Below are 543 nucleotides of genomic sequence, written 5' to 3'. Positions count from 1 at the left end.
CGCCGGAGGCCTGACCCGGCGCTCGCGCACCGGAGGGTGACCAAACCGACGCCGCCAAAGGGCAAGAGAACCGACTCAGCTGGGGTTGAGGATCACAGGCAAGATCTCGAATCCGCCGACTGGGGGTTCCTCTCGTACAGGCACCCGGCCTGGTGCAAGTTCGAGGCGTCCGGCAGTGAGCAGCGCACGGACCAGAACCACCAGCTCGAGCGTCGCCAGAGGGCGCCCGGGCAGACATGCGGGCCGATGCCATAGACGATGTTCTTCGCCGCATGGCGCACCGGGTCGAAGGTGTGGGTCCCGAACACCAACGGGTCACGGTTGGCCGCCGTCCAGTTGATGACCACCCGTTCTCCTCCGTCCAGGGCCATCCCTGCCAGCACCACCTCACCCGTGGTGACCCGCCGGTTCGACACGAACGGGTCGTCGATGCGCAGCATTTCGTCATCGCGGCCGCCAGCTCCGCGTCGGGAGCGTCGCGCAACTCGACCTGCAGGTCCAGATGGGTCGATAACCAGTGGGCTACCACACCGACGCACAACG

General features: G+C 66.9%; 1 protein-coding gene. It reads right to left on the bottom strand.

The genetic code is table 11. From position 1 onward, the window contains the following. Nucleotides 1–92: 92 nt before the first annotated feature. Nucleotides 93–440 carry a hypothetical protein gene (locus tag BN358_RS25850; RefSeq protein WP_232233426.1) on the bottom strand — a complete coding sequence of 116 codons (348 nt, stop codon included), beginning with the start codon at nucleotides 438–440 and terminating at the stop codon, nucleotides 93–95. Nucleotides 441–543 lie beyond the last annotated feature (103 nt).

The sequence above is a fragment of the Sedimentibacter sp. B4 genome (assembly GCF_000309315.1).
In the GTDB taxonomy this organism is placed as follows: Bacteria; Bacillota; Clostridia; order Tissierellales; family Sedimentibacteraceae; genus Sedimentibacter; species Sedimentibacter saalensis.
This window is presented reverse-complemented; position numbering and strand designations above follow the sequence as displayed.